This is a genomic window from Croceibacterium ferulae (assembly GCF_003660445.1).
Classification (GTDB): domain Bacteria; phylum Pseudomonadota; class Alphaproteobacteria; order Sphingomonadales; family Sphingomonadaceae; genus Croceibacterium; species Croceibacterium ferulae.
The window spans coordinates 110534-135085 of sequence record NZ_QZVQ01000009.1 but is presented as its reverse complement, the minus strand read 5'-3'; the positions used below and the strand labels follow the sequence as shown (position 1 = coordinate 135085).

Annotated in this window: 24 protein-coding genes; 11 read left to right on the top strand and 13 right to left on the bottom strand. The window is 68.7% G+C overall.

The genetic code is table 11. The features are described from left to right. Positions 1–16 precede the first annotated feature (16 nt). Both D5S08_RS12035 and D5S08_RS12030 read right to left on the bottom strand, forming a co-directional pair. On the bottom strand, positions 17–517 hold the full coding sequence (locus tag D5S08_RS12035) for a MarR family winged helix-turn-helix transcriptional regulator (RefSeq protein ID WP_121118857.1): 501 nt from the start codon (positions 515–517) through the stop codon (positions 17–19). Between the two features lie 57 nt (positions 518–574). Next, complete coding sequence (locus D5S08_RS12030; RefSeq protein ID WP_121118855.1) at positions 575–1252, bottom strand: uracil-DNA glycosylase; 678 nt, start codon at positions 1250–1252, stop codon at positions 575–577. A gap of 48 nt (positions 1253–1300) precedes the next feature. On the opposite strand from D5S08_RS12030, the gene D5S08_RS12025 reads away from it, so the two are divergent. The 5 genes from D5S08_RS12025 to D5S08_RS16995 all read left to right on the top strand — a co-directional run bounded on the left by D5S08_RS12025 (position 1301) and on the right by D5S08_RS16995 (position 5020). Then, positions 1301–1921 carry a ribonuclease D gene (locus D5S08_RS12025; protein WP_121118853.1) on the top strand — a complete coding sequence of 207 codons (621 nt, stop codon included), beginning with the start codon at positions 1301–1303 and terminating at the stop codon, positions 1919–1921. Between the two features lie 38 nt (positions 1922–1959). Next, a complete protein-coding gene (locus D5S08_RS12020) occupies positions 1960–2604 on the top strand; it encodes an LPS export ABC transporter periplasmic protein LptC (protein WP_121118851.1) in 645 nt (214 codons plus the stop codon). A gap of 29 nt (positions 2605–2633) precedes the next feature. After that, on the top strand, positions 2634–3212 hold the full coding sequence (locus D5S08_RS12015; protein ID WP_121118849.1) for an LptA/OstA family protein: 579 nt from the start codon (positions 2634–2636) through the stop codon (positions 3210–3212). A gap of 87 nt (positions 3213–3299) precedes the next feature. Continuing rightward, positions 3300–4457, top strand: coding sequence for a glycosyltransferase (locus D5S08_RS12010; protein WP_162301972.1), 1158 nt, complete (start codon positions 3300–3302; stop codon positions 4455–4457). 305 nt (positions 4458–4762) lie between these two features. Beyond that, positions 4763–5020 (top strand): LbetaH domain-containing protein, encoded by a 258-nt coding sequence (locus D5S08_RS16995; RefSeq protein ID WP_206610332.1) that lies wholly within the window; start codon positions 4763–4765, stop codon positions 5018–5020. Positions 5021–5037: 17 nt separating this feature from the next. Here the strand turns inward: D5S08_RS16995 and D5S08_RS12000 are convergent, their stop codons facing one another. The 5 genes from D5S08_RS12000 to D5S08_RS11980 form a co-directional block, all read right to left on the bottom strand. After that, complete coding sequence (locus D5S08_RS12000) at positions 5038–6195, bottom strand: tetratricopeptide repeat protein (RefSeq protein WP_121118845.1); 1158 nt, start codon at positions 6193–6195, stop codon at positions 5038–5040. Continuing rightward, positions 6192–8399, bottom strand: coding sequence for a GumC family protein (locus D5S08_RS11995; protein ID WP_162301971.1), 2208 nt, complete (start codon positions 8397–8399; stop codon positions 6192–6194). Before D5S08_RS11995 ends, D5S08_RS12000 begins: the two co-directional genes overlap by 4 nt. A 1-nt stretch (position 8400) precedes the next feature. Further along, positions 8401–9096 carry a polysaccharide biosynthesis/export family protein gene (locus D5S08_RS11990; RefSeq protein ID WP_126665550.1) on the bottom strand — a complete coding sequence of 232 codons (696 nt, stop codon included), beginning with the start codon at positions 9094–9096 and terminating at the stop codon, positions 8401–8403. Beyond that, the gene (locus D5S08_RS11985; RefSeq protein ID WP_121118840.1) at positions 9086–10513 is read right to left on the bottom strand and encodes an O-antigen ligase family protein; all 1428 of its coding nucleotides are present in this window, start codon (positions 10511–10513) and stop codon (positions 9086–9088) included. Before D5S08_RS11985 ends, D5S08_RS11990 begins: the two co-directional genes overlap by 11 nt. A gap of 159 nt (positions 10514–10672) precedes the next feature. After that, positions 10673–10972 (bottom strand): hypothetical protein, encoded by a 300-nt coding sequence (locus D5S08_RS11980; RefSeq protein WP_126665549.1) that lies wholly within the window; start codon positions 10970–10972, stop codon positions 10673–10675. A gap of 271 nt (positions 10973–11243) precedes the next feature. Between D5S08_RS11980 and thrS the strand changes: the two genes are divergently transcribed. Both thrS and copM read left to right on the top strand, forming a co-directional pair. Then, positions 11244–13262, top strand: a complete 2019-nt coding sequence (gene thrS / locus D5S08_RS11975; protein WP_121118836.1) for a threonine--tRNA ligase — start codon at positions 11244–11246, stop codon at positions 13260–13262. Continuing rightward, entirely contained in the window at positions 13262–13645 is a 384-nt protein-coding gene (copM, locus tag D5S08_RS11970) for a CopM family metallochaperone (RefSeq protein ID WP_121118834.1), read from the top strand. The genes thrS and copM overlap by 1 nt, the downstream gene beginning before the upstream one ends. A gap of 15 nt (positions 13646–13660) precedes the next feature. On the opposite strand, the gene D5S08_RS11965 is transcribed toward copM, so the two are convergent. The 5 genes from D5S08_RS11965 to D5S08_RS11945 all read right to left on the bottom strand — a co-directional run bounded on the left by D5S08_RS11965 (position 13661) and on the right by D5S08_RS11945 (position 18355). Next, a complete protein-coding gene (locus D5S08_RS11965) occupies positions 13661–14419 on the bottom strand; it encodes a DUF2243 domain-containing protein (RefSeq protein WP_121118832.1) in 759 nt (252 codons plus the stop codon). Positions 14420–14468: 49 nt separating this feature from the next. After that, positions 14469–15356 carry a bestrophin family protein gene (locus tag D5S08_RS11960; protein ID WP_121118830.1) on the bottom strand — a complete coding sequence of 296 codons (888 nt, stop codon included), beginning with the start codon at positions 15354–15356 and terminating at the stop codon, positions 14469–14471. Further along, positions 15353–15568, bottom strand: coding sequence for a hypothetical protein (locus D5S08_RS11955; RefSeq protein WP_121118829.1), 216 nt, complete (start codon positions 15566–15568; stop codon positions 15353–15355). The genes D5S08_RS11960 and D5S08_RS11955 overlap by 4 nt, the downstream gene beginning before the upstream one ends. A gap of 110 nt (positions 15569–15678) precedes the next feature. Continuing rightward, entirely contained in the window at positions 15679–16683 is a 1005-nt protein-coding gene (locus D5S08_RS11950) for an agmatine deiminase family protein (protein WP_121118826.1), read from the bottom strand. 7 nt (positions 16684–16690) lie between these two features. Further along, positions 16691–18355: a M28 family metallopeptidase gene (locus tag D5S08_RS11945; protein ID WP_121118824.1), complete on the bottom strand. Its 1665-nt coding sequence runs from the start codon at positions 18353–18355 to the stop codon at positions 16691–16693. Between the two features lie 101 nt (positions 18356–18456). On the opposite strand from D5S08_RS11945, the gene D5S08_RS11940 reads away from it, so the two are divergent. The 4 genes from D5S08_RS11940 (at position 18457) to D5S08_RS11925 (ending at position 23232) form a co-directional block, all read left to right on the top strand. Then, positions 18457–21111, top strand: a complete 2655-nt coding sequence (locus D5S08_RS11940; protein WP_121118822.1) for a [protein-PII] uridylyltransferase family protein — start codon at positions 18457–18459, stop codon at positions 21109–21111. Position 21112: 1 nt separating this feature from the next. Next, a complete protein-coding gene (locus D5S08_RS11935) occupies positions 21113–21577 on the top strand; it encodes a peroxiredoxin (protein WP_121118820.1) in 465 nt (154 codons plus the stop codon). Further along, a complete protein-coding gene (locus D5S08_RS11930) occupies positions 21574–22362 on the top strand; it encodes a ferritin-like domain-containing protein (RefSeq protein ID WP_121118818.1) in 789 nt (262 codons plus the stop codon). The genes D5S08_RS11935 and D5S08_RS11930 overlap by 4 nt, the downstream gene beginning before the upstream one ends. A gap of 168 nt (positions 22363–22530) precedes the next feature. Further along, positions 22531–23232 carry a M23 family metallopeptidase gene (locus D5S08_RS11925; RefSeq protein ID WP_121118816.1) on the top strand — a complete coding sequence of 234 codons (702 nt, stop codon included), beginning with the start codon at positions 22531–22533 and terminating at the stop codon, positions 23230–23232. Between the two features lie 86 nt (positions 23233–23318). Here D5S08_RS11925 and metK read toward each other — a convergent pair whose 3' ends face one another. Beyond that, a complete protein-coding gene (gene metK / locus D5S08_RS11920; RefSeq protein ID WP_121118814.1) occupies positions 23319–24536 on the bottom strand; it encodes a methionine adenosyltransferase in 1218 nt (405 codons plus the stop codon). Positions 24537–24552: the final 16 nt, after the last annotated feature.

Genomic DNA, 24552 nt, shown 5'->3' with positions numbered 1-24552 from the left:
AAGCCGCCGGGCGCCTTCAGGCAGCCCGGCCCATCTGCTGCTGCCGTGCTGGGCTGCCTTCCATCGAGGCAAGCGCCCGGTCCAGCAGGCTGACCAGCAGCGCCTGTTCGCCGGGGTTCAGCGCCTCGCGGATCGGCGCCTCGGCCGGCCAGGCGGCGGCGTGCAGCTGCTTCAGTGCGCTTTCTCCGGCCGGGGTGATGGACAGGCTGTTGCGCCGCCGATCCACCGCCGACCGGTCCCGCGCCACCAGTCCGCGCCGCTCCAGCTGGTCCACGATGCCGACCAGCGCCGATTTGTTGATCCCGGCGCGGCGTGCCAGCAGCGTCTGCGAGGTGCCCGGATTGGCGGACACCAGCGCCAGCACGGTCAGCGTGCCGGTGGGCAGGTCGTCGGGCCCGCCACCCCCCTCCGTTCGGGATGCCAGCACATTGCGCAGCAGGCGCACGCGCGGGCCGATCGATCGGGCCAACAGGCCCCAGCTCATCTCGCCGCGGCGAAGGGCAATCATCTGATCCATGCCGCGCAGTCTGCCATTGTTGCGAAGCGCTTGCAACAGACTTCTTGCGAACGGCTATCACCAATCGATGGTGCCGCGTCCATGCTCCAGCAGGAAGGCATTTGCCTGGCTGAATGGCCGCGAGCCGAAGAACCCCCGGCGGGCGGATAGCGGGCTGGGATGCGCCGACGCGATCAACCGGTGGCGCGTGCCGGGGCCAAGCTCCGCGATCCGCGCGACCTTGCCCTGCGCATGATTGCCCCACAGGATGAAGACCGACGGCGCCGCCGCCTGCGCCACCGCCTGCACGATCGCATCCGTCAGCAGCTCCCACCCGCGGCCCGCATGGCTGCCGGCCTGCGCCGCCTCCACCGTCAACGTGGTGTTGAGCAGCAGCACGCCCTGCCGCGCCCAACGCTCCAGATCGCCCGACACGGCAGGGGCGGTGCCGCAATCCTCCGCCAGCTCACGACAGATATTGCGCAGCGATGGCGGCAGCTTCACGCCCTCAGGCACGGAGAAGGCAAGCCCATGCGCCTGCCCGGGCCCGTGATAGGGATCCTGCCCCAGGATCACGACCCGCACATCGGCCAGCGGCGTCAGCGCCAGCGCGCGCAGCCGGCTGCCCCGCGGCGGGTAGATCGCCTTGCCCGCCGCCTCTTCCGCCTGCAGCCATAGGTCGAGATCGTGCAGGCGCGGATCGGCCAGGGCGGGCGCCAGCGCCGCGCGCCAGTCGTCAGGAATGAATTCGTCCATGCGCCTGCCCCTAGCCGATCTGCCGCTTTGCGCCTAAGGCCAGCGGCGATGGCTGTACATTTTCACGAAGAAGACCTGCCCGCGGGCGTGCTCGCATCCGGCCCCGTAGCGGTCGACACCGAAACCATGGGCCTTGTCACGCACCGCGACCGGCTGTGCGTGGTCCAGATCAGCGACGGCAATGGCGATGAGCATCTGGTGCGCTTCGCTCCGGACAGCGCCTACCACGCGCCAAACCTTTGCGCGGTGTTGGCCGATCCGGCGCGTATCAAGATATACCACTTCGCCCGCTTCGACCTGGCCGCGATCGAACATTATCTGGGCGTCACCGCCGCGCCGGTGTTCTGCACCAAGATCGCCAGCAAGATGACCCGCACCTACACCGACCGGCACGGGCTGAAGAACCTGATCCAGGAATTGCTGGCGCAGGACATCTCCAAGCAGCAGCAGTCCAGCGATTGGGGCGGTCCGGTGCTCAGCGAGGCGCAGCGCGATTACGCTGCATCCGATGTGCGCTTCCTTCACCGCCTGATGGCAATCCTGCAGGAACGGCTGGAGCGGGAGGGCCGCACGGCCATGGCGCAGGCCTGTTTCGACTTCCTGCCCACCCGCGCACGGCTGGATATCGCCGGCTGGGCGGACAAGGACATCTTTTCTCACGAAGGCTGACCTTTCCCACGGGACAGATCACGCCTATCTGACGGGCGATGACCGATCAGGCAGACAGGATGCGCGACCGGCGCCAGGCGTTTGCCGCGCCGGGCGGCTCGTTCGACCGGACCATCCGGCTGCTCGGCATCGTGCTGCCCGCACTGGTCGGCGCCCTGGCCGCCGCGATGCTGATCGCACCGCTGAAGCCGACGGGCGAAGTCAGCTTCCTGCTGGACCGAAACAAGGTCGCGACCGCCAACGACCGGCTGCGGCTGGATGATGCGCGCTATCGCGGGCAGGACACGACCGGGCGCCCCTTCTCCGTGTCCGCCGGCAATGCGGTGCAGCGCAGCGCCAGCGTGCCGGTGGTGCAGTTGCAGGACCTGACCGCGCGACTGCTGCTGCGCGATGGGCCGGCACAGCTGACCGCGCCGGGCGGATCATACCAGATCGAACGACAACAGGTGGGTATCGACGGCGCCGTCCGTTTCCTGGCGGCCGATGGCTACAGCATGGTAGCACGCGGCGTGGCGATAGACCTGCCCGGCCGATCCCTGATCGGCGAAGGTCGCGTGTCCGGCACGGTTCCCGCCGGCTCCTTCAGCGCGGACCGGGTGCTGGCCGATCTGGATACCCGCATCGTCACGCTGGACGGCAATGCCCGCATGACCATGGTCCCCGGCCAGCTGCAATTGCCATGACGGCGGCGGCGGCATAACAGAGGGCCCAGATGACCGACTCCTTGCGCCCGTCCCCCGCCCGCCTGTCGCTGCCCCGGCTGGCCGTGCGATCCTTCGCCGTCGCCTTTGGCGCATCCGCGCTGGTCGCGCTCGGCTTCGGCACGATGGCCGGCGCGCAGGCGATCAGCGGGTTCAACGCCAACCAGCCGGTCAATTATGCCGCCGACCGGATAGAGCTGCAGGACCGGCAGAACCGCGTGGTGCTGAGCGGTAATGTGGTGATCGACCAGGGTGACCTGCGGCTGACCGCCGGTCGCACCACGGTGGCTTTCACCGATAATGGGACGCTGGAGATCCAGCGCATCGATGCCACCGGCGGCGTCACCGTCATCCGCGGCAACGAGCGGGCGCAGGGCGCGGCGGGTGTGTATGATTTCAACCGGCGGATGATCATCCTGTCCGGCGGCGTCGCGCTGCGCCGCGGCGGCGATACGCTGAATGGCGGGCGCCTGACGATCGACCTGAACAGCGGCATCTCCAGCGTGGATGGCCGCGGCAGCGCCCCGGGCGCGGCCGGCAGCAGCGCGTCCAGCGGGCGGGTCAGCGGCACCTTCTCCGTTCCCGACTGACCGGGGCTGTCCGATCGCGGTTGCGCCGCCGCTGCAGGCGGCTAAGCTCCCTTCGCAAGTGCAGCAATGGCGAGTTCAGGGACGGCGATGATCGAAGCAGCACAGCCGATGGATGATCTGGGCGGGCTGCATGTTGCCCTGCTCACCTCCTGGGCTTCCCATCTGGGTGGGGGTGTGGCGACCGCCGTGTGGCAGCAGGCGCGCATGATCCGCGCTGCTGGCGGCCGGGTCACGATCGTGGCCCTGGCAGACGAGGGCAGCAGCGAAGGCGATCTGACGGAGCCGGGCATTGCCGTGCTGACCGCCCCGGTGCAGGGTCCGCGGCAGATCGGCTACGCGCCCGCGCTCGCCGGCTGCCTGGATCAGGCCGACCCCGATATCCTGCACCTTCACGGCATCTGGATGTATCCCTCCCACGCGGGTGCCCGCTGGGCGCGGCGCACCGGGCGGCCTTACCTGATCTCGCCGCACGGCATGCTGGACCCGTGGATAACGGCCCGCGGCCGGGTGAAGAAGGCGGTGGCCCGCCTTGCCTACGAACAGGACAGCTGGGCCCGGGCTGCCGCACTGCATGCGCTGACACGCGACGAGGCGAACGATATCGCGCGCGAGGCCGGGGCCAGCCGGCCGGTGCTGGTGATCCCCAATGCCGGACCAGTGGCCAGCACCGCGCCGCTGCAGGCGCGGGCCCCGCATGTCCTGTATCTCGGCCGCATCCACCCGAAGAAGAACCTGGATGCGCTGCTGGACGCCTGGGCGGTAGCGCAGTTGCCCGTCGGGGCGGAGCTGCACATTGCCGGGTGGGGCGATGGCGCGGACATGGCGGCCTTCCAGCAGAAGCTGGGCACCGCGCCGGACGGCGTCCAATTCCATGGTGCGGTGCATGGCGCGGACAAAGCACGCCTGCTGGCCGCAGCGCGCTGGATGATCCTGCCGTCCCACAGCGAAGGCCTGCCCATGGCAATCCTGGAGTCCTGGGCAGCGGGCACTCCCACCATCATGACGGCGGCATGCCACTTGCCGGAAGGGGTGGAGACCGGCGCTGCCTTGCCCTGCGGCACCGACGTGCCCTCGGTTGTGCGCGCGCTGGAACAGGCGCTGCAGCTCGACCCTGCCGAGTGGGAGCGCATGGCTCAGGCCGCTCTGGCTCTGGCGCGCGGGCGCTTCGCTCCGGCTGAAGTGACGCGGGCTTGGGTGGCGGCCTATCGCGGCCTGGCGCGCCCGCACGGACAGGTGACGGAGTGAGCGACAGCCCGGCCGACCGGTTCCGCCCATTGGGTGGTGGCCCGTCCTTCACCCTGGCCAACAAGCTGGAGCGTGTCGCCTTCGCCATGGCGTAGCGCCTGCTCGCCCGCTGGACGCCGCCGCAGGCGCATCGCTGGCGACGCTGGCTGCTGCAGCTGTTCGGCGCGGAGATCGGCCCCGGTGCGCGCATCTATTCCAGCGTTCGCATCTGGCTGCCGCGCAATCTGACCATCGGCGCAGATACGCTGGTCGGTCCGGGAGCCGAGCTTTACAACCAGGGCCGGATCACCGTGGGGCCGCGCTGCGTGATCAGCCAGCGCGCGGTGCTATGCGCCAGCACGCACCGTGTTTCCGACCCCGACTTCGAGCTGGTCCTGCGGCCCATTGTTCTTGGCGCCGGCTGCTGGATCGCCGCCGAGGCCTTTGTCGGGCCGGGCATACAGCTGGGCGATGGGGCGGTGCTGGGTGCCCGGGCCGCCTTGTTCGACAATGCCGTGCCGATGGGGATCTATCGCGGCAATCCGGCGGTGCTGCTGAAGGAGCGTCGCTTCACTCAAAGTTGATCGGCGGCGGCAATCACTCAGAGCGGCTGCAGCGTCACCCGGTCCAGCGTCACGGCCTCATCGGTCGGGCGCAGCCAGATGCCCAGCTGTAGCGTGTCGCATGCCTCCGTGACGGTCAGGATCTGGCCCTGCCCGGCCAGATCACCTTCCACCAGTCGCGGCATGGCCGGCCTGCTGCCGCACCCTAGGGAGGCTGCGAACACGCTCGTGGGACCGGTCCCCCGCAGGCGATAGCGCCCGGGTGCCAGCGCCACCGGCTGCACCAGCACCCGCCGGCTGAACGAGGCGCGGTTGCGCAAGGCCAGACGGTACCCACCGTCATGGGCCTCCGGGCGGACGGACACGTCGCCCGACCGCTCCACCTGCCAGCCAAACGGCGCGGCGGCGTCGCTGCCCAACCGGTCGAACTCGCCATCCGCCAACAGCCCGTCACTTTCGGCCCCGGGGCAATGCGCCTGCCAGACACGCTCCGCACTGGCGCGGTCACCGCCGGCGAGCGCACCCTTGGCCCAGCCGGCCACGCCCCAACAGCCCAGCCGGGTGCCGGCGGCCGCCAGCTCCACCAGCACCTGGCTGCGCCGCTCCAGCGCCGCGCGGTCGAGCCTGGTACCCGGCGTCAGGTAGCTGGGCAGCCACAACGGCCGCTCGCGCAGCCGCTCGAGCAGCGCCGCCCGGCCTGCCGGATCACCTTCCAGCGGGGCGAGCAGCACCTGTGCATCGGGCAGGTTCCGGTTGACCCGCAGCAGCGCGTCCAGCCGCTCAGCCGCGCGTCGGTAATCGTTGGATTGCAGCGCCGCCGCGTACCAGTAACGCTGCGTCAGCGGCTCGCGCCAGCCGAAGCCGGCCGCGACCCGGAAGGCTTGCTCCGCGCCGGGGTAATCATTCGCCAGCATCCGCGCCCCGCCCAGCAGCGCGCTGCTGGCGGGATCGACCGGATCGGCTGCAACGGCGGACTCCGCCAGCCGCAGGGTGGCCGCCGGTTGGCCGGCAATCATCGCCAGCTGCGCCAGCGGACGCAGGCTTTGCGCACGCAGCGGAGCGGGTACGACCGCCGCCATGCCGAAGGACTGCACCGCGATCCGGTCCATCCCGCTGCCGAGGCAGGCAAAGCCGAGCCCCAGGACGGCCACCGTCGCCACGAGGCGGCCAAGCAGCGGGCGACCGGTCCGGGTCACGCGGGGGCGTTCTCGTCGCTTTCGTAGCGGTAGTAATTGTACCCGTAATAGGAGTAGCTGCCGCCCTTGGAGGCGTCATACTTGGTCAGGATGGCCCCGACCAGCACCGGGTTGAGCGCGCGAAGTCGCCGCAGCGCACCCTTCAGCTGCCCGCCGCGGCCACGGTTGGCTTCCACCACCAGGGCCACGCCATCGACCAGAGCGGCCAGTTCCGTCGAGTCGGCCAGGCCGAGGATCGGCGCACTGTCGATGACCACGAAGTCGTACTCCGCCTCCACCTGCTCCAGCAGCGCGGCCATGCGGGGGGAGGAGAGCAGCTCTGCCGGAGAAGGCGGGATCGGTCCGGCCGGCACGATGGTGAGCCCCGGGTAGCTCGAACGCACCGCGACATCCGCCAGGCTCGCCTCGCCCACCAGCAGCGTGGACATGCCGGTCTTGTTCGGCACGTCCGCCGTCTTGTGCACGTTGGGCCGCCGCAGATCGGCATCGATCAGCAGCACGTTCTTGCCCACCCGGGCAAAGCTGCGGGCGATGGCGTAGCTGGTCGTGGTCTTGCCTTCGGACGCCTGGGCGCTGGTGACCAGCAGCAGGCGGGGCAGCCCCTCGCGGGTGGAATGCATCAGCGTGGTGCGCAGCGCATTGTAGCTTTCCGCGATGGGCGACTTGGGATCGTCCAGCGCGCCGACCGGGTTGCCATCCTCCGCCGTGGGTACGACCCCCAGCAGCGGCAGGCCGATCTTGCTCTCCACGTCCTCGGGGATGCGCAGGCGATCGTCCATCTGGTCGCGCAGGAACACCACCGCACCCGCCAGGGCCAGACCCAGCACCATGGCCAGCAGCACGTTGCGCGGCAGGTTGGGCGAAGAAGGCGAACTTGGCACTTCGGCGCGATCGACCACTGCGATGTTGCTGGCGGTGATGCCGGCCGCCGCGTTCAGCGCGCGATAGCGCTGCAGCAGGCCGTCATAGATCTGCCGGTTGGTGTCGGCTTCGCGCGCCAGCGTGTTGTAGCGCACGGACAGGTCCTGTTCGGCGAGGGTGGCGCCCTCCAGCGTGTTCACCTGCTGCCGCAGGTCGCCTTCGGCCGCAGCTGACGCCTGGTAATTGGCGCGGATCGAGTTGCGCACCTCGTTCGCGGCCCGGTTCAGGCTGGTCTCGGTCGCCTGCAGCTCGGTACGCAGCCGGGTCACCGCCGGGTGATCGGGCAGGTAGCGGTCGCGGGCGGAATCCAGTTCGGCCTGCAAGGTCGCGCGCCGCTGCATTAGCGACTGCACGGTCGGGCTCGCCAGCACGGCCTGAGAGGAGAAGAGCGGCTGTGCCCGCTCCGCATTCCATCGCGCCTCGGCGGCGATCCGCGCGGCCTGCGCCTCGTTGGCCGCGGTGTTGAGCTGCAGCAGGCTGCTGGCGGTCATGCTGCCGGCCGCATTGCCGCCCTCCGCCGAAGCGTCCCGGGTGCGGATCAGGCCAGCCTCGCGGGCATAGGCGTTCAGCTCACGCTCCGAGTTCTCCAGCCGGACGCGCGCTTCTTCCAGCTGCTCGGCGACGAAACTGCGGGCATAGGCGGAAGAGTCGAACTTGCGCTGCAGGTTCGCCTGGATGAATTCGCTGGCGAAGGCGTCCACCACCATCGCCGAAACGCCCGGATCGGTGCTGGTGTAACGCAGCTCGGCAATGCGCGTGCCGGTCGGCAGGTCGACGCTGAAATTGGCACGCAGCATGTCGGCCGTGCGATCGGCGCGCTGCTGCTCGCTCAGCTCCACCAGGGCGGCCGCTTCCATCGCATTGAAGAACCGTTCGTTGGAAGCGAGGTCCAGCCTCTCCGCCACCCGTTCCGCCAGCGCGCGGCTGCGGAGGATTTCCAGCTGGGTATTGAGGTTCATCTCAATGTCCCAGTTGGCGTAGGAAGTGGTTTCCGCCCCCAGATCCTCGCCCAGCACCTGCTGCGTGTCCTCGGCGATCTCCAGCGTGGACATCGCGGTGTAGCGCGGCGTCTGCAGCATGGTCAGCACCACGGCGGCGATGATCGCGACCGCCACGATGATCGCGATCAGCCAGATGTTCCGGCGGACCAGACCGACGACATAGCGGATCAGCTGGCTGACGCCGCTCTCCCGTTCGGTCAGCCGTTCATGTTCCGCATTGGTGCGGTAAACCGGTGTGGCAGGGGTCTGCGTGGGATAGGTCGCGTCCAAGGCTTCTCTCACGTCAGAATCGCGCAAACACGCCGACGGCCGGCACTGCTTGCAGGATATCGTTATAAAGGCCACGTGCCCGGCTGAAGCCGACGATCACCTGGTCACCGGGCACCAATTGCGGGTCAGGCATGCGTCCGGCCCGGATGGCGTTGATGTCGAAGCGCGCGACGGCCCGCTGGCCGTCGATCGCGCGGATCACGAGCACTTCATCGGTCTTCGCAGTCGGCGTGGTACCCCGCGCCAGCGCGACGGCGCTCACCAAGGTGTAGCCGGGACGGATCTCGAACACGCCGGGCTGATCGACCTCGCCGTCCACGGTGACGGTATACGGCCGCGCTTCCCGCAGGGTGACGGTGGCCTGCGGATTGCGCAGGTACCGTGCGCCATAGGCCCGCTCGATCTCGCGCGAGACGTCGTCGGCCGAACGGCCGCCCACCTGCACCGCACCGATCAGCGGCAGATTCACGGTGCCGGCCTCGTCCACGATCAGATCCGGCTGCGACAGATCCGGCTCCTGGAAGAGGGAGACGGAGATCCGGTCACCCGGGCGGATCTGATACGCGGTCGTGGGGGGCAGCACTGCCCCGCCCAGCGTTGCGTAGGCCGGCGCGCCCAGGGGCAGATCACTCTTGAGCTGGGGCTGACATGCTGACAGTGCCGCAACGCAGCCCACCCCGGTCAGGACACTCGAAACCTTATGCAGCAAGTTCAACCCCCGCGTTGGACATGACGGTCCTGCCCGGAAGGGGAGCAGCACCGGATCGCGGCGGAGCCGCCAGCAATCCCGTTCCCACCCCGAACATGCATGCCAATGCCATGGATCGTAGCGGATAATCAACGAACGAATGCAGGGCGATGACCAGCAGCACGCCGCAACCGCACAGGATCTGCGCCCGGTCCTCCGGCCGGCGGCGCCACGCGCGGATCGCCAGTGCCATCAGCAATGCGATTGCGGCGACCCCGATTACCACTGCCGGAAGGCCACCCTCCAGCGCCAGTTCTAGGTAATCATTGTGCGCGCGGTTAGGCCGCGTGCCGTCCAGAACCTCCAGCCTTTCCGCGGCCAGCATCGCCGGCTGGAACCCGCCAAGCCCCACGCCTGCAGGCCACGCGGCGTCGATCGCGAACAGCGTATCCTCCCACAATTCGCCACGCGGATCACTGCGCGCGTCGAAGCGTTCCGCGCTGCGCTGCACCATCGTGTTGCCCTGCAACAACACATACCCGACAATCAGCAGCAATGCCGCACCGCCGGCCAGCACGGCCGCCATTCGGCGGTTCAGCCGTCCTGAGACCGGGCGCAGGATCAGCCACAATGCGGGCAGGGTGACCGCGATCAGTCCGATACCCATGCGCGATCCGGTCAGCACCACTGCCAGCAGCAGCAGCGCCAGCACCCCGCCCAGCACCAGCCACCAGGCCTGCGTGCCAACTCGCCCCGCCGTGCGTTCGCGCCGGCGCCGCAAACCGCCCGCGGCGATCACCGACACGAACAGCGCGGCTGCGGCCAGCGCCCCGATCAGCAGGATGTCGGCCTGGGCATTCCGGTTGGCCTGAAACCCGACCAGGTATCGGCTGTGGCTCTCGGCATAGAACCGCAGCGAATCGCCTCCCAGGCTGACCTGCGCCGCGCCGAGCACGGCCGAGCACAGGATGGTCGCCGCCACTGCCGCCAACACGCGCCGCCGCCCCGTCACCGGGAGCGCCGCGACCGCGAAGCCGGCAAAGAGCGGCGGCACCAGCGAAAGCAAGGCCGCCAGCGTGCGCGCGGGCGACTGGCTGAGCGGCTGCCACTCATCCGCCGCGCCGACCAGCGCCAGCGCGGCAGCTCTGCCCTCCTGCCCCGGCAGGGCCTGCCACCAGGCAGGTGGCAGGGGCAGCAATTGCAGGGCAGGCAAAGCCAGCGCAAGAATGCCGATCGCCCACACCAGGCGATCGCGCGGCACCGGCACCCGCCCCCCGGCGGCTGGCAGCCACAACCACAACAGCAGGACGAAGCAGGTCAGCACCTGCAGGAGCAATTCGGTGTGTGGCGCGGGCGAACCACCCCCGCCCAGGAGCAAGGCCGCGGCCACGAACACCATGGCCAGCCAATCATGGCGCGGAATTCCGTCCAGTCGCATTCGCCCCCCTTGTGCCTGGCCCGAGCCTTGCCCCAACCGGATAGCACATCGCCGTGCCGGGGCAACAAAGCTGCTGCCCACGTATCCTGCGGACAAAAGAAAAGGCCCGCAGATGGCTGCGGGCCTTCTCAAATCTCTCGGATCAAACCTTGTTCAGGTTCAGCCCGGGCTGTCATCATCGTCGTCACCGCCGATGATGTCGATTGCGCCAACTGCTTCCAGGAACACCAGGAAAGCAGCGATCGAACCGAAGATCGCGATGATCAGGCCAGCGCCGCCAGCAGTCTCACCCAGGCCTTCAGCCTCGCCCAGCGAACCACCAACGCGGTCAACCGAGGCCGGAGCCGACACGCCGCTGGAAGGCAGCGAAGAAACAGAACGCGTTGCGGCGACTGCGGTGTGGCCCACGAGGAGGGTGGCCAGCGACAGCGAGGCCACGATAGTCTTCAATGTCTTCATGTCCATTCTCCATCTAAGGGCCATTCCTGACCCGCCGATTACCAAACATCTAAAGCTAACGATCGGTTAAGGCAAGTCACATCTCGCAATGCAGCATTGCCGGTGCGATACACGACAATACTGTCGCAATACGGCACCGTTCCCGGCTCCTTTACCAAACATGGTATGAAGTGGAAGGTGTCTGCCGCGGGGTTTCCCCTGCGGCGGCCCTGTGCCATGGCGCCCCGGCATCTGCAAAGTCCCATTGTTTCAGCGAAGAAAAGCACCCGCGATGAGCGAAATGGTCAAGATCAGCCTTCCCGACGGTTCGATTCGCGAGATGCCGCGTGGCACCACCGCCCTGGAGGTTGCCGCGGCGATCGGGCCGGGCCTGGCCAAGGCCGCCATGCTGGCCAGCGTCGATGGCGAGCTGCGCGACCTGTCCCGGCCGATAGAAGGTGATTCGCACCTCGCCCTGATCACCGCACGCGACGAATCGGCCGCGCTGGAGGTGACGCGCCATGATTACGCCCATGTGCTGGCGGAAGCGGTACAGGCCTTGTGGCCCGATACGCAGATCACCTTCGGCCCGGCGACGGATGACGGCTTCTATTACGACTTCGCCCCCGGCGCGCGCGGCCCGTTCACCGATGACGATCTGCCTGTGATCGAGGAGAAGATGCGCGAGATCATTCGGGCGGACAAACCGCTGATCCGCGAGGAGTGGGAGCGCGGGGCGCTGGTCGCCTGGTTCCGGGAGCATGGCGAGACCTTCAAGGCCGAATGGGCCGCCGAATTGCCCGACGGCGAGGCGCTGACCATCTATCGCAGCGGGCCGGTGGATGCGCCGGATGGCTGGCTGGACCTGTGCCGTGGCCCGCATCTGCCCTCCACCGGGCGACTCGACCCGGCCGCCTTCAAGCTGACGCGCGTGTCCGGCGCCTATTGGCGCGGCGACCAGAACAACGCGATGCTCAGCCGCATCTACGGCACCGGCTGGCTGAACAAGAAGCAGCTGGCCGAACACCTGACCCGGCTGGAGGAGGCCGCCAAGCGCGACCACCGCAAGCTGGGGCGCGAGATGGACCTGTTCCACCTGCAGGAGGAAGCGCACGGCTCCGTCTTCTGGCACCCGCACGGTTTCGTCATCTGGCGCGCGCTGGAAGCCTATATGCGCCGCAAGATCGACGCGTCCGGATACCAGGAGATCAAGACCCCGCAGGTGATGGACGCCCGGCAATGGGAGAAGTCCGGCCATTGGGGCAAATATCGCGAGAACATGTTCGTCGTGCCCGACGAAGTGCCGAACATCGCCGATGAAGGCCCGGTGGTCAGCGGCGATGCGCAGTGGATGGCGCTGAAGCCGATGAACTGCCCGGCGCATGTGCTGGTCTTCAAGCAGGGCATTACCAGCTATCGCGAGCTGCCGATCCGCCTGTACGAGAATGGCTGCTGCCACCGCAACGAACCGCATGGCGCGCTGCACGGCCTGATGCGCGTGCGCCAGTTCACGCAGGACGATGCGCATATCTTCTGCACCGAACCGCAGATCGTGGATGAGGTACGGGCCTTCTGCGAACTGGCCGATTCGATCTATCGCGACTTCGGCTTCTCCTACGCCATCAAGCTGGCCCTGCGGCCCGACCAGCGCTTCGGGTCCGAAGCCGACTGGGACAAGGCGGAGGACGAGCTGCGCCAGGCGGTGGTCGAGGCCGGCCTGGCCGATCCTGCCAAGGGCTGGGAAGAACTGCCCGGCGAAGGCGCATTCTATGCCCCCAAGCTGGAATGGCACCTGACCGATGCGATCGGCCGTACCTGGCAGGTCGGCACGATCCAGTCCGACCGCGTGCTGCCCGAACGGCTGGACGCCAGCTATATCGGCGAGGATGGCGAACGGCATCGGCCGGTGATGCTGCACCGGGCGATCTTCGGATCCTATGAGCGGTTCATCGGCATCCTGATCGAGCATTACGCCGGTCGCCTGCCGCTGTGGCTGGCGCCGGTGCAGGCGGTGGTGGCGACCATCGTGTCGGACGCGGACGGCTATGCCGCCGAGGTGACGGCAGCCCTGCGCGCGGCCGGGATCCGGGTGGAAAGCGACCTGCGCAACGAGAAGATCAACTACAAGGTGCGCGAACACTCCGTAAAGAAGGTCCCGCACATGCTGGTGGTCGGCAAGCGCGAGGCGGAGGAGCGGACCGTCGCCATCCGCACGCTGGGCGAGCAGCAGCAGCAGTTCATGCCGCTGGACGATGCCATCGCCATGCTGCGCAAGGCCGCGCTGGCACCCGACCTGCAGGAGCAGAACTGATGCGCCTTGCCATGCTTACCCCGCTCGCCCTGCTGGCCGCGTGCCAGGAGGCCGAGGCACCCGCCGCACCTGCTACCGAGGCCGCAGCGCCGCTGAATGCCGCGCAACAGGCCTACACGGACGCCAATGCCCGCATGCATGAAGGCATGGCGTCCATCCCGGCCGATCCGGACGAGGCCTTCATGCGCGGCATGCTGGCCCATCATCGCGGCGCGGTGGAGATGGCCGAGATAGAGCTGGAGCACGGCAAGGACCCGGAGGCGCGCGCTCTGGCCGAATCAGTCATCGCCGCGCAGCAGGCGGAAATCGCGCAGATGGAGGCGTGGCTCGCGGCGCGGCCGGCTGCGACAGCGGTGCCGGCCGCCCATGCGGGCCATCACTGACGGGCGGAAACGGCCTCAGGCCACACCCTTGCTCCAGCCGAAGCAGCCGCTCGGCACGCCTGATCCGCTGACCAGCAGGGCGCCGTTGCGGTAGAAGCCCAGCCGCTCCGCCGGCCGGACGTCCAGCACCAGCACGGCCATGCGCGGATCGGACCAGACGATCCGCGCATCGGCCGACCGGACCGCCGCCATCGCCAGCCCCGCGTCGACGCCCGGCGCGAACACCACCGTGGTGAACCGCTGGTCGATCGGCGGCCGCAGCGACCATGCGGCCAGCCCCGCCGTCACCAGGCTTGCCACCGCGACAGCAATGGTGGCGCCCCGGCGACCGCCCCTCGTGCCCCCGCCCCGCAGCAGCAACCAGCCGAATGCCAGCGGCACCAGACCGAAGCCGAACAGCCAGAGCAGGTCCCACAGCAGCGGATCGGGACTGTCGATCCTGATCCGGTGAATGCCCAAAACCCAGTGCGACAGCACCGCATCCACCGAGTGCCACAGGCCGAAACCCGCCAGCAGGGCACCCAATATCACCCGCCCCGACACCATCCGGCCATGGTTGCGCGCGCGCCACAAACCCCACAGGCCGATGGCAGCGATCACATACATCAACCCATGGAAGTACCCGTCCCACAGCACCTGCGCGCGCAGGGTGTCCACGCCGGGGACCAAGCTGAGCAGGTGATGCCATTGCAAGATCTGGTGCAGCAGGATGCCGTCAAAGAAGCCGCCCAGCGCAAAGCCGAGAATCAGTGCGGACCTTGTCCCTCGCTGCATTGCGCCTCTCCCTTCTCACGGGAATGGCGCGTTCAGGCCGGGGTTCCCGTCACCACAACACCCCGCTCGCATCCGCCTGCATGGGTGGCGGCGCGTCCTCGCCGATGGCTTGCAGCAGATCGATCTCGATCGTGCGGCACATCTGTGTCAGCGGCAGGTCGTGGATCCTGTCCGCAAAGGGGTCGACCAGTTCGTCACCGATGGTGAGCACCGCCAGGAACATGAGGCCGGCGATGGTGGAGCCCAGCGGCGTCGCATAGCCCAGGGTCTCCACCAGACCGATCGGCAGCAGCACGCAGAACAGATGCGTGAACACGACCGGCAGCCAGCGATATTGATGCGGCAGCGGCGTGTTCTTCAGCCGCTCCATCCCGCCCTGCGCATTGGCGATGTCGACCAGCACCGCCTCCATCTGCGCCTGCTGGATCGTGTCGAGCCAACCCTTGTCGCGTGCCTCGGCAATCAGCCGGCCATTGCCGTCCAGGATGCCGTTGGCGATGTTCACCCGGCGCAGCGCCTCGTCAGCTTCGCCCTGCCGCAGATAGTGGTGCACCACTCCCGCCGGGGGCTGCCGCCTCAGCTGGCAGCGCAGCGCGTTCACATAGGCGATCTGCCGGCGCACCAGCCGCTGCTTCAGCCCGGCCGCCTGCGGGTCGGGCAGGAAGTTGACCGCCGCGCGGGCGATGTTGCGGCTGGCATTGATCATCAGCCCCCACAGCTGCCGCCCTTCCCACCAGCGGGCATAGGCGGAGTTGCTGCGGAACCCCAGGAACAGCGCCAGGGCGGTGCCGAACAGCGTCACCGGCAGGCCCGGTGCGGTGAAGGGCAGCAGGTAATAGGTGATCGTGACGATCACGTCCCAGATGAACAGCAGCGCCAGTGGCTTCCAGACGCTGGCGATGATGTGGCCGAGCCGTGGGGATGAGGTGACAATCACCGGGTAACTGCATTCCCGACCGTCTCGCCCAGTTCGGGGTTCAACTTGGCGGCAGCCTTGGTCAGCGTGACGCGGGCATTATCGGCCGTCAGCCAGGGAAGCCGGTCTTTTGCCGCCATGAACCCCAGCACGCTGCAGCCGAATCCGAACAGCAGCAGGCTGCCGAGCCATGCCTCGCGCCGTTGCGCACGATCGGCGCTGTGTCTTGCCACAATGGAAGTCCTTCGATTTGAGTGCGACCCAGACCACCATATGCGCCTGACGGCTTACAGTTTCCGCAGCCGAAGGTATCAAATCTTTGCTGCACCGCACAAATCGTGCATCAGGTGCGGCGGGCCGCCGCCCAGCCCGCGGCAGGCATCTGCTGGCTGGCGCAATGGAAACTGCCGCCGCCGCCCAGCACCGCATCGGCCGGCACGCCCACGGCGGCCCGATCCGGGAACATCGCGCCGATCGTGGCCACCGCTTCCGCATCCAGCGGGGAGCCATAGACCGGCACCACCACCACCGTGTTGCAGATGGCGAAGTTCATGTAGCTGGCGGGCTCCGCCTGGTCGCCTTCGCCCATCCAGCCGGGGGACGGCACTGCCAGCACCTCCAGCCCCGCCGCCTCCGCCCGGCTTTTCGCATCCGTGAAGATCGCGCGATTGGGATCATCGGCTGCGCTGGCCTGCGGGATGGCGATCCGCCCCGGCCCCACGAAGCGGGCCAGATTGTCGACATGGCCATCGGTGTGGTCGCCCAGCAGACCCTCGCCCAGCCACAGCACGCGCGCGAAGCCCAGATCGGCCTTCAGCTGCGCCTCGATCTGATCCCGCGACAGGTGCGGGTTACGGTTGGGGTTCAGTAGGCATTGCTCGGTGGTGACGACCAGGCCGGTGCCGTCGCCATCGATCGCGCCGCCTTCCAGCACCCAGTCGCCCGTCCGCACGGTCAGCCCAGCATCCTTCGCCAGCTCGGCACCGATCGTCTGGTCACCTTCCATCAGGAACTTGCCGCCCCAGCCATTGAAGCCGAACCGCTGCCCCAGCCGGTTGCCCGCACCATCGGTCAGCACCAGCGGGCCGGTGTCGCGCAACCAGACATCGCCGAATCCGCGCCGCTCCAGCTGCACTGCGCCATGGGTCAGCGCCCGGGCGCGCATCTCGTTGGCGGCGTCGCGCACCAGCAGGCGCACCTCCTGCCCGCTTTCCGCCACTGCGCTGGCGAAAGCGGCGATCTGCACCTGCGCGGCGGCAAGGTCGGGCCATTCGGCCGGATCATGCGGGAAGCCAATCCACAGCCAATCCTGCGGCGCCCATTCGGGCGGCATGCGCCATTCACTCATGATACGATCAACATCCCTTCGCGCTGGCGGCGCAGCTTTCATCGCGGATGCGGCGGAATTCGTCATCCGGGTACCAGTTGGGCCAGCTGTCTCCATCCGCCAGCATCCGGCCCAGACGATAGAACAGGCCAACATCACTGACGATGCCGTCCCAGTTCCAGTCCGGATCGTACTCGTCCTTCGGCCCGTGATAGGCATTGTCGCGATAGGCCGCGTCATAGGCAGCACCGGCCGCGGTGCCCCCTTCGACCAGGTCCTGCCCGCTATCAATGTAGAACATCGGCACGCCGCGCTTCGCCAGGCTGAAATGATCCGACCGGTAGTAATAGCCCGCCTGGGGCGACGGATCGGGGGTGATGGTGCGCCCGCTGGCGGCCAGCGCCTGTTCCAGCACCGCGTCCAGCTCGCTCTTGCCGCCGCCGATCACCGTCACGTCGCGCGCCGGACCGGCCATCGCGATCGCATCCATGTTCACGCCGCCGACCGTCTGCGCCAGCGGGAACACCGGATTGGCACCGTAATATTCGGAGCCCAGCAGACCCGATTCCTCCGCCGTCACCGCCAGGAACACCTGGCTGCGCGCCGCCGGCCCGGCCGCCCGGTTCGCCTCCGCCAGCGCGACCAGCGCGGCAATGCCGGTGGCGTTGTCGATTGCGCCGTTGCAGATGTCGTCGCCGTCCGGTGCCGGCGTGCAGCGGCCCAGATGGTCCCAGTGCCCGGAATACAGCACATATTCCTCCGGCCGCTCCGCCCCCGGCAGCAGGCCGACGACGTTCTTCGATGCGAAGCGGCGGATGGTGTTGTCGAATCCCGTGCTCACCGTCAGGCCCAGCGGCACCGGCTTGAAACCGGGGCGCTGCGCCGCGGCGGTCAGCGTGGCGAGGTCGCGGCCGGCGGCCGCGATGATCCGTTCCGCCACGTTCTTCTGCACCCAGCCATTCATCAGCGTCTGGCTGGCGCCGCGATCGGCCCGGGCGGCATGCGCCTGCGGGCCGGTCCAGCTGCTTTCCACCACGTTCCAGCCATAGGCCGCAGGGAAGGCGTCGTGCACGATCAGCGCGCCCGCCGCGCCCTGCCGGGCGGCTTCCTCGAACTTGTAGGTCCAGCGGCCGTAAAAAGTCATGGCCCGCCCGCCGAACGGCCCGTCCAGCCCGTCATTCTGGTAATCGGGGTCGTTGACCAGGATCACCGCGGTCTTGCCGCGCATGTCGATCCCGGCATAATCGTTCCAGTTCCGCTCCGGCGCGTTGATGCCGTAGCCGACGAAGACCAGCTCGCTGTCGGTCAGGTCCACCCGCTCCTGCTCGCGATAGGTGACGCCCACCCAGTCGGTCGCATGGGTGAAGAGCATGTCCCCGATCGCGAGCGGTGCGTGATTGCCGGCGGTTATCTCCGCCAGCGGCACCTCCTGGTACCAGCTGCCATTGTTGCCCGGCTGCAGGCCGGCGGCCTCGAAGCGCTGGGCGATGTAGCGGACGCTCTTTTCCTCGCCCGGCGTACCGGGTTCGCGGCCCTCGAACTCGTCGGACGCCAGCGTGCGGACCACCTCCTGCAGGGTGGTGGCGCTGATCGCGGGTGCGGCCGCGTCGGTGCGTGCCGCACAGCCGCCATTCGCCGTCGCGCAGCCGGCCAGCAGCATCGCCGTCGCGGCGACCAGACCCATTCGCAGCATGCAAGAAACCTCCTGACCCGTATCTGTCGCCACAACTGGCACCCCGGCCACGACAGGGCAAGGCTTTGAACCGGGGGCAAAGCCGTCCATACGCAAGGGCGATGGACCATGCCCCGATCGAAGCCATGACCGATGCGATCGACCGCGCCCGGCGCCATTCCCCATTTCTGGCGCGCGCACTGGACCGGCAGCCGGAGCTCGTCGCCCTGCTGGCGGACGGGCGGGCGGAGGAGGCGCTGCAGCGCGCCCGCGCCATCACCGCCGCCGACACGGCCTCCGAACTGCGGCAGCAGCGGCTCGCTCTGGCCGCCGTGCTGGCGGTGGGCGATCTGGCGGAGGCCTTCCCGCCGGCGCGGGTCATGGCGGAACTCAGCGCCTTTGCCGATCATGCGCTGGACCGGGCCATCACGCACGCCATCACCGCCCGCGTGCCCGATGCCGCGCCGGCGGGCTTCGTCGCGCTGGCCCTGGGCAAGCAGGGTGCCGGCGAGCTGAACTATTCCTCCGACATCGACCCCATCCTGCTCTACGACCCCGTCACTCTGCCCCGTCGCCCGCGCGACGAACCGGCGGAAACCGCGCAGCGTTATGCCCGCGCAATCACCGAACTGCTCAGCCGGCAGACGGCGGAAGGCTACGTCTTCCGCGTCGACCTGCGGCTGCGGCCCGCCAGCGAGGTCAGCCCGCCAGCCATCTCCTTCGACGCGGCGCTGAGTCATTACGAGAGCAGCGCGGTGGCATGGGAACGCGCCGCCTTCATCCGCGCCCGCGCCGCCGGCGGCGACATCGCGGCAGGCGAACGGTTCCTGCAGGCGATCACCCCCTTCGTGTGGCGCCGTAGCCTGGATTTTACCGCGATCGAGGATATCCGCCGGCTGACCCGCCGCATCCGGGAGGCGTATGACGGACCGCAGGCGCCCGGCCCCGGATACGACCTGAAGCGCGGGCGCGGCGGGATCCGGGAAATCGAGTTCTTCGCCCAGACGCACCAGCTGGTCCATGGCGGCCGGCGGCCCGCCTTGCGCCTGCGCGGCACCCGCGCCGCGCTGGACGCGCTGGCGGCCGAAGGGCTGATCGCCGGGGAGACCGCGCTGGCGCTGGGCACCGCCTACGACCGGCTGCGCACGATCGAGCACCGGCTGCAGATGGTGGATGACCGGCAGACGCACAGCCTGCCGGACAGCGCCGCCGCCCTGGACAATGTCGCCCGGCTGGACGGCCTGCCGGATGGCGCGGCGCTGGTATCGGAACTCGACGCGCTGACCCGGACCGTCGCCGGGCATTACGACACCTTGCTGGGGGAAGACCGCTCCACGCCCCAGATGCCCGCCCTGGCGCACCATCATGCAGAGCGGGTGGCCGGCTGGCGCGCGACCTTGCGCGCCCTGCGCGGGCCGGAGGCGCGGGTGGCCTTCGATGCGGTGCTGCCCTGGCTGCTGGACGCATTCGACAAGGCGCCCGATCCTCCGCAGGCGATGGCCCGGTGGGAACGGCTGCTGGCACGCCTGCCCTCCGCCGTGAACCTGTTCCGCCTGTTCGAACAGCGCCCCGGTCTGCTGGAAGAGGTGCTGCGCCTGCTGACCCTGTCGCGCCCGCTCGGAGACGCGCTGGCGCATCGTCCGGCGCTGCTGGACCGGCTGATCGACCGGTCCGCGCTGGACCTGCCGCCATCCGTGCCGGCGTTGCAGCAGGCCATGCAGCCGGTTGACCGCCAGGCCGGCGACCTGGAGGCGCGGCTCGACCGGATTCGACAGGTGGTGGGGGAGGAACGCTTCGCGCTGGGTACGCAGCTGGTGATGGCGCGGCACGATGCGCTGGATGTGGCCGATGGCCTGGGCCGGGTAGCGGAGGCGGCATTGGGCTGCGCGGCAGAGGCCGCCACTGCCGAGTTCGAGGTGGCGCATGGCCGCGTGCCCGGCGGGCGCCTGCTGGTGCTGGGCCTGGGTCGGCTGGGCGGCGGGGCGCTGACCCATGCCAGCGACCTCGACCTCGTCTATCTGTTCACCGGCGAGATCGGCGTGGAATCCGATGGGCCGCGCCCGCTGACCGCTTCGCTCTACTTCAACCGTCTGGCGCAGCGGGTGACCGCCGCGCTCAGCGTGCCGACTTCCGAAGGGGCCTTGTACGAGGTCGACACCCGCCTTCGCCCGCAAGGCGCACAAGGGCCGCTGGCCGTCAGCCTGGACAGCTTCGGCCGCTACCAGCGCGAGGAGGCATGGACCTGGGAGCACATGGCCCTGACCCGCGCCCGGCCGATGTTCGGCGCGGAGGAGGATCGCGCCGCGCTGACGGCGTTGCTGCAGGACATCCTGCACCTGCCCCGCGATCCCGACCGCCTGCGCGCCGATGTGCTGGCGATGCGGGCGGAGATGGCGGCGCACAAGGCGCCGGTGAGCGAGCTCGACGTGAAGCTGCTGCGCGGCGGCCTGGTCGATCTGGAGTTCCTGGTCCACTACCTGCAACTGCGCGACCGCGCGGCGTTGCAGCCGCATCTGCCGCAGGCGATCGCCACACTGGCGGCGCGCGACCAACTGCCGGCCGCCGTTGCCCATCATCATGGCATGTTGACCCGCGTGCTGGTGGCGCAACGGCTGTTCGCTCCCGCCGGCGACATCCCGCCGCCTGTGGCGCAGGACGCCTTTGCCGCCGCCTGCGGTCTTGCCGGCTACCCGGCGCTGCTGCAGTCCGTGGCGGAGGCGCGGGGTTGCGTGGCACAGGCCTGGCGAGCCGTGCTGGGACAGGAACTGGAGATCTGAGATGGTGGATGTGGGCGAGGTGATGCCCGATGTGGCAATGCAGGGAGCGGACGGGGCGGTGATCCGCCCGGGCGACTTCGCCGGGCGCAAGGCGGTGCTGTTCTTCTACCCCAAGGATGACACGCCGGGCTGCACCACGGAAAACCTCGACTTCACCGCCATGGCAGACGACTTCGCCGCCGCCGGCGTGGCGCTGCTGGGGATCAGCAAGGATCCGCCCGCGAAGCATGCAAAGTTCGCCGCCAAACATGGCCTGACCGTGCCGCTCGCCTCCGACCCGGTGGAGGACGGGCTGGCCGATGCGCTGGGCATCTGGGTGCAGAAGAGCATGTATGGCCGCACCTATATGGGCATGGAGCGCACCACCTACCTGCTGGATACCGACGGGCGGATCGCACGGGTCTGGCGCAAGGTGAAGGTCAAGGGCCACGCGGCGGAGGTGCTGGAGGCGGCGCAGGCGCTGTGACCGGCTCCCTGTCTGCCGCCATCGCCGGCGCATTGCTGACAGGCGAGCCGCAGGCCAAGGCCATGAGGGTGCGCGCGCTGGTGCGGGCCTGGCGAACAGGCGCGCTGGCGTGGGACTGGGCGACGCCGATGCCTGACCGTCCGGCGCTGCCCCCCGGATTGCAGCTGCTGTCCCCTGCGCAGATGCCGCGCCGGCGGGGCGGATCTGAAGCGTCACGCATAGCCCTGTGGCACTCGCTGGCACATATCGAATTCGTCGCCATCGACCTGGCGCTGGATGCCGCCGGCCGCTTCGGGGAGGCGCAAGGGCCGGAATTCGTCGACGATTTCCTGTCGGTCGCGGCGGACGAGGCGATGCATTGGGCGCTGATCGCCCGCAAGTTGCGCACGGCGGGCAGCCATTATGGCGCGCTGCCCGCGCATGACGGACTGTGGGAAGCGGCGGAAGCAACCAGACGCGACGTGGCCGCGCGGCTGGCAGTGGTGCCGATGGTGCTGGAAGCGCGCGGGCTGGACGTGAACCCGGCGATGCATGACCGCGTCCTCACCAGTGGCGACCAGCATGGTGCCCGCATCCTGCGCCGGCTGCTTGACGACGAGATCCGCCACGTGGCGGCTGGTGCCAAGCACTTTGCACAAGTGGCGGCAAGCCGCGGCGAATCTTACGAGAACTACTGGGAAATACTGGTTCGACAGTACTGTCACGGCACCTTGAAGCCGCCATTCAACGACTCAGCGCGGCAAGCAGCCGGTCTGCCGCGCAGCGTCTACACCGCGCTTGCCTAGGCAACGTGCGCCCGGTTACCCCTCCAATCAACGAGACGGCGGGGGGTTCCGACCTTCTCTAAAGACACAAAACGCCCGAAACGTGCCGCGCGGCTGCCGCGTGGCACTTCGACACACCGCTTACCCATCTGGGCTGGCGGGAACTAAGAAGGACGGATCGTCGGTCATATGATCATCAAGCTCGCCATTGCCGCCGCCGGGATCGCCGCCACCATCGTGGCCCCCGTGCAGGCGCAGGACAACAGCGCCGCCGCCACTCAGCTGACCAGTGCGCAGATCACCGGCGTGATCGAGGCGCCCGTCGCCAGCGGTACCGGTGATGCCGAGTTCAGCGAGCTGTTCGCCAGCTGGCAGCAGGCCGATGCCGGGCGCGTCAGCGCAGCCACCGGCTTCGTCACCGCTCCGGTGCAGCGCGTCGCGGTTCCTTCGCGCATGCCGCTCGACGCTGCGCGGATGAGCAGCAACTATGGGATGCGGGCGCACCCCGTGCTGGGCCGCCGGCGCCAGCATAATGGCGTCGATCTCGCAGCGCCCACCGGTACGCCGGTCTATGCCCCGGCCGATGGGCTGGTCAGCCGCGCGGATGCCTGGGGCTCGTATGGCAACTACATCGCGCTGGAACATGGCGGCGACCTGCAGACCCGCTTTGGCCACCTGTCCGGCTTCGCGGTTTCCGCCGGGGAGCGCGTGTCCAAGGGTCAGCTGATCGGCTATGTCGGCTCCACCGGCCGCTCCACCGGTCCGCACCTGCATTATGAAGTGCGCGTCGCTGGCGAGCCGGTCGATCCGCGCCCCTACATGCTGGACGCCGGCAACGATACGCGCGTGGCGCTGGTCGCTGGCCAGGGCGGCATGGGCGGCGGGGACTGATCCTCTTCCCGTTCGTCTACTGACCACGATACAAGAAGGGCGCCCCGCGGGGCGCCCTTTCTCGTTGAGGCGGTGATTTCCGAAGGTCAGCGACCAAGCGCTGCCTTCAGCTCGTCGACCAGGTCCGTGCGTTCCCACGGGAAGGTATCGCCCTGCGGCTCGCGGCCGAAATGACCATAGGCGGCAGTCTGGCGATAGATCGGCCGGTTCAGGCCCAGGGTGGTGCGGATCGCGCGCGGGGTCAGGCCGCCCAGCGACTCGATCGACTGAATGGCCTCTTCGAGCCCGGCATCGGTCACGCCATCGGCACAGGTGCCATGCGTATCGACGTACAGCGACAGCGGCTCCGACACGCCGATCGCATAGGCGATCTGTATCGTGCAGCGCGTGGCCAGACCCGCGGCGACCACGTTCTTGGCCAGATAGCGGGTGATATAGGCGGCCGAGCGATCGACCTTGGTCGGGTCCTTGCCGCTGAACGCCCCGCCCCCATGCGGCGCGGCGCCGCCATAGGTGTCGACGATGATCTTGCGCCCGGTCAGGCCGGCATCGCCATCGGGGCCGCCGATCTCGAACGCGCCGGTCGGGTTGATGTGATACTTGGTGGCATCCGACAGCAGCCCGGCCGGCAGGATGTCGGCGATGACGCCCTTCACATAGGCCTTCAGTTCGGCTTCCTTGTCGCCTTCGTGATAGCCGGCGGCATGCTGCGTGCTGACGACGATCGCCGGGCAGGCAACCGGCACGCCATCTTCGAAGCGCAGCGTCACCTGGCTCTTGGCGTCAGGCTGCAGGAAGGGGGCCGCGCCGCTCTTCCGGTCGGCGGCCATCCGCTCCAGGATCTTGTGGCTGTAATACAGCGTGGCCGGCATCAGGTCGGGCGTCTCGCTGCAGGCGAAGCCGAACATGATGCCCTGGTCGCCGGCGCCCTCGTCCTTGTTGCCGCTGGCATCGACGCCTTGCGCGATTTCCTTGGACTGGCCGTGCAGGTTGTTCTGAAAGGTGAAGGTCTCCCAATGGAAGCCGTCCTGCTCATAGCCGATGTCGCGCACGGTGGCGCGCACCGTGCGCTCGATCTCCTCCAGCGCGCCGGGGGCCCACTCGCCGTTCTCGTACACACCCTTGCAGCGGATCTCCCCCGCCAGCGCGACAAGCTGCGTGGTGGTCATGGTCTCGCAGGCGATGCGCGCTTCCGGATCCTTGGACAGGAACAGGTCGACAATCGCATCGGAGATCTGGTCCGCGACCTTGTCCGGGTGACCTTCGGACACGCTTTCGGACGTGAACAGGTAATTATGGCGCATCGGTGGCTTTCAATCG